We start from the raw sequence: 4,392 nt of genomic DNA, 5'->3' as shown, positions 1-4,392 counted from the left end.
GGCGCCGGCGACGCGATCGTCACGATCGAGGTGCAGCCGCACCGCTATTTCACCCGCGACGGCGACGACGTGCGCCTCGACCTGCCGATCACGCTCAAGGAAGCCGTAGAGGGCGGCAAGGTGAAATGCCCCACGGTCGAAAATCCCGTGATGATTACCGTGCCGGCCGGCAGCACCTCGGGCAAGACGCTGCGCCTGAAGGGCAAGGGCTTCCATCGCAAGGGCGGCGAGCGCGGCGACCAGCTGGTCACGCTGGTGGTCGACGTCCCCGCGGAGGATGCCGCGCTCAAGGCGTTCGTTGCCGGCTGGACCGGAGGAGGGAACCCGCGCGCCGCGATGGGCGTCTGATCCCCCGTGACAGACGGCCAGACGGCACTCACCCCCGAGGATCGCGGCCGCGATCACGCTGCGGCGCGCCGCCGGCTCGACCGGCGGCTGGCACGGGTGCGGCCGGGCGCCTATGCGTGGGAAGTGCTCAAGCGCGCGCTGATCGGCGTCTATAATGACGGGTTCATGCACGCGGGAAACCTGGCCTATCTCGCGCTGATGACGGTGTTTCCATTCTTCATCGTCGCGGCCGCGATCGCCTCGGTCGTGGGGCAGAGCGACGACGTGCAGCATGCGGTGCGCAGCTTCCTGTCGGTGCTGCCCCCCAATGTCGCCGACATCCTGCGCAAGCCGATCGCCGACGTGCTGGCGGCGCGCACCGGCTCGCTGCTGTGGCTGGGCGCGCTGATCGGGCTGTGGACGGTCGGCAGCTTCGCGGAGACGATCCGCGACATCTTCCGCCGCGCCTACGGCACGCGCAGCAGCCAGTCGCTGTGGCGCGCCCGCCTCGGCCTCAGCCTCGCGATCATCGCCTCGGTGGTGATCGCGCTGATCTCGTTCCTGGTACAGGGCGTACTGACCGCCGCCGAACAGTTCATCTACCGCCTGCTGCCGGTGGCGCAGGATGTCGCCAGCTGGCTCGGCCTTGCCCGGCTGGTGCCCGCGGCGATCATGTTCGGCGCGCTCTACATGCTGTTCTACTCGGTCACGCCGGGGAAATACCGCAAGTCCGAAAGTCGCAAATGGCCCGGCGCGCTGTTCACGACCTTGTGGTGGGTCAGCATGACCGCGGGCCTGCCGTTCGTCCTGTCGCAGCTGGGCGGCTACGACCTGACCTATGGCAGTCTGGCGGGGGTCGTGGTGATGCTGCTGTTTTTCTACCTCATCGGTCTAGGCCTCGTGTTCGGCGCCCATCTCAACGCGGCACTGGCGGAGCCGCCCGAACCGGTAGTAGAGGGGAGCGCAACGACTTAGCGAAATCGAATGAAGGGCGTGACGGCGTGAACGGATTGATGGCGGGCAAGCGCGGGCTGATCATGGGCCTGGCCAACGACAAGTCGCTGGCCTGGGGGATCGCCAAGCAGTTGAGCGAGGCGGGCGCGGAGCTCGCCTTTTCCTATCAGGGTGCGGCGATGGAAAAGCGCGTCCGCCCGCTGGCCGAGCAGCTGGGCGTCGCGCGGCTGTTCGACTGCGACGTGTCGGACATGGACGCGCTCGACGCGACCTTTGCCGAACTGGCGAAGGAATGGCCGACGATCGATTTCGTCGTCCATGCGATCGGCTTTTCCGACAAGTCGCAGCTGCGCGGCAAGTTCTACGACACCACGCTCGACAATTTCCTGATGACGATGAACATCTCGGCCTATTCGCTGGTCGCGGTGGCGCAGCGCGCGCAGGCGATGATGCCGGAAGGCGGCGCGATCCTGACGCTGACCTATTATGGCGCGGAAAAGGTCATCCCGCATTACAACGTCATGGGCGTGGCCAAGGCCGCGCTGGAAACCTGCGTGAAATATCTCGCGGTCGATCTGGGGCCGCGCAACATCCGCGTCAACGCCATCTCCGCCGGCCCGATCCAGACCCTGGCGGCGCGCGGCATCGGCGACTTCAACTACATCCTGAAATGGAACGAGCTGAACGCCCCGCTGCGCCGCACCGTCACGATCGAGGATGTCGGCGGCGCGGGCCTGTACATGCTGTCCGATCTCGCCAGCGGCGTCACCGGCGAAATCCATCATGTCGACGCCGGCTACAACGTCATCGGGATGAAGGCGGAGGACGCGCCCGACATCGCGCTCGCCTGACGCGCGCATGACCATCGCGATCCACCCCGCCGGCGCCGCGCATGTCGCCGCGATCGACGCGCTCCTCCGCGCCGGCTTCCCGCGCGCGGACGAGGCCGATCTGGTCCGCCGGCTGTGCGTCGACGGCGACATGGTGCTGATGCTGGTCGCGGTGGACGAGGATGACGGGGCGCTCGCCGGCGCGGTCGCGTTCAGCCGGATGCGGGTCGATGCCGGCGGCAAGGCGATCCCCGCCGTCGCGCTCGCGCCGGTCGCGGTCGCCCCGGCGTGGCGCCGGCAGGGCGTGGCGGAGGCGCTGATCCGGGCAGGCATCGAACAGTTGGAGCGCGCCGGCATCGTCCTGTGCTTCGTGCTGGGCGAGCCGTCCTTCTACGAACGCTTCGGCTTCCACGCCGATTACGCGCGCAACTTCGCCTCCCCCTATGCCGGCGACTATCTGATGGCGCTGCCGCTGCAGGGCGGACTGATGCCCTGCGGCACCCGCGGCGAGGCCCGCCACGCCCCCGCCTTCGCCGCGCTGTCGGTAGACTGACCACGAACCAAGACCGGCCCCTCCCGCCAAACGTCATCCCAGCGAAAGGCTCCAGACCGCACCCGGGCGGCGCCACCCGGCGCGAGCCCCCCACCCTCACGCCGGCTTCTTCTCCTCGTAATACAAGGGCCCCAGCGCATCGATCACTCCGGTCGCGTCCAGCGCGCGTGCCGGATCGACGCCCTTGTCGACCGCGCGGATCGTCAGTTCGGTCTTGTACCCGGTCGGCGTGCTGCTGATCTCGCGGCCATATTGGGTCTGCACCAGCCGGCGCATGTAATCGTTGCGCTTGACGATCACGAACGCGGGCTTCCCCGCTGCCTTCGCGACTTCCGCCGCGCGCAGCAGCGTCATTTCCTGCACCAGCGTCTGCGACGGGGTGTTGCCGATGAACTCCACCATCACCGTCCCGTCGGCGTTGGGGGTGGAGCGGAAGCCGTCGGTGCGGCTGATCCCCCCGAGCAGGCTGGTCCCCATGCTCAGCGCGCCGCCGATCAACGCGCCGAGGATGTTCGGGCGTGCACGGTCGTAATCGACCACCGATCGCGGCGTTTCGGGCGCGATCATCGCGAGCGGGATCACGGCGACCAGCCCGTCGCGACGCGCCTTGGCGGCATCGGCGTCGGCCGGTTCGAACGATCCCACCGCCGCCGCCTTGTCCGCGGGCAGCGCCGCCTTCACCGCGCTCATCAGTTCGGCGGTCGCGGCGTTGGGCGGCATCGGCGTCGCCTTCATGATCGCGAGCGCATCGTCGGGGCGCTTCTCGGCCACCGCGATCCGCGCCTCGATCCGCTTGGCATAGCGTTCGGAAAACTCGCCCAGCCGCTCGCGGATCGCCGTCGCCAGCGCGGGCAGCGCGGCTGACGCCTTCTCCGCATCCTTGCCCGTCGCGGCCGGCACCGGCGTCGCCGCGGCGGCCGGCAGCGCGGCGGCCATCCGCTGGCGTACCTCCGCCAGCATCGCCTTCGCGCCGGCGACGTCGCCGGTCACGGCGCGCGCATAGGCGATGTGATAGCTCACCATCATCGCCGCCAGCAGCCGGTCCGAGTCGGGGGAACGCAGCGCCAGCGCCAGCGGCGGCAGCGGCTCGGTCGGCCACGATACGGCGACGGACGGCGCCAGCGCGACGACCCACGCGAAATTGCCCGCATCCGCTTCACGGATCAGCATTCCGGTCGCGGCATCGGGGTCCAGCCGCAGCAGGTCGCCCGGCGTCCCGCCCGGCTCGAACTGCAGGATCGTCGACGCGACCTGCTGCACCTCCAGCGCATAGGGGCGCGCCGCGATCGCCTGCCGCGCCAGCGGCGCTGCCGCGGCCACGTCGCCCTTGCGCGCGGCCGCCAGCGCGCGCAGCAGCGTCAACGACACACCCATGCTGCGCTGGTAAAACCGGTCCTGCGCCAGCGGCCCGGCCGCCGCCTCGGCCAGGTCCAGATCCGCCACCGCCCCGGCCAGATCGTCGGAATGGAGCCGCGCGGCCGCCCGCGCACGCAACAGATGCGCGCGCCGCAGCGTCTGCGTCGGCAACAGCCGCGGGCTGCCCAGCGCGACAGTGCAGGCGGCGATCGTCTGCGCATCGCGGCTCCCGCCCAGCAGCTGGAACGGCGTGGAGCCGACCTGCCCGCGCAGCCCGTCGGGTTGCTTGCCGGGATGCTGCCGCCCGTCGCAACGCTCGAAATCGGCCTTGTCGTCGGCATGCGCCACGCCCGCGCCGAACCCCGCCACCAG

The 4,392-nt window shown here is 69.9% G+C and carries 5 protein-coding genes; 4 read left to right on the top strand and 1 reads right to left on the bottom strand.

What is annotated here, in order from left to right; genetic code table 11:
* The 4 genes from AX685_RS20700 to AX685_RS20685 form a co-directional block, all read left to right on the top strand.
* Positions 1-348 (top strand): DnaJ C-terminal domain-containing protein (locus tag AX685_RS20700; protein WP_331710196.1); only part of this gene is annotated, 348 nt, incomplete at its 5' end.
* 6 nt (positions 349-354) lie between these two features.
* Positions 355-1,302: a YihY/virulence factor BrkB family protein gene (locus tag AX685_RS20695; RefSeq protein ID WP_066492268.1), complete on the top strand. Its 948-nt coding sequence runs from the start codon at positions 355-357 to the stop codon at positions 1,300-1,302.
* Between the two features lie 38 nt (positions 1,303-1,340).
* Positions 1,341-2,132, top strand: coding sequence for an enoyl-ACP reductase FabI (fabI, locus tag AX685_RS20690; protein WP_066492265.1), 792 nt, complete (start codon positions 1,341-1,343; stop codon positions 2,130-2,132).
* A gap of 7 nt (positions 2,133-2,139) precedes the next feature.
* Positions 2,140-2,664 (top strand): GNAT family N-acetyltransferase, encoded by a 525-nt coding sequence (locus tag AX685_RS20685; protein ID WP_066492252.1) that lies wholly within the window; start codon positions 2,140-2,142, stop codon positions 2,662-2,664.
* A gap of 96 nt (positions 2,665-2,760) precedes the next feature.
* On the opposite strand, the gene AX685_RS23005 is transcribed toward AX685_RS20685, so the two are convergent.
* Positions 2,761-4,392, bottom strand: a 1,632-nt coding sequence (locus tag AX685_RS23005; protein WP_066492250.1) for a hypothetical protein, incomplete at its 5' end; no start/stop codon positions are given.

The sequence above is a fragment of the Sphingomonas sp. CCH9-F2 genome (assembly GCF_001556735.1).
GTDB classification, from domain to species: domain Bacteria; phylum Pseudomonadota; class Alphaproteobacteria; order Sphingomonadales; family Sphingomonadaceae; genus Sphingomonas; species Sphingomonas ginsenosidimutans.
The sequence above is the reverse complement of the archived record's forward strand: the minus strand, read 5'-3'. Positions and strand labels throughout refer to the sequence as shown.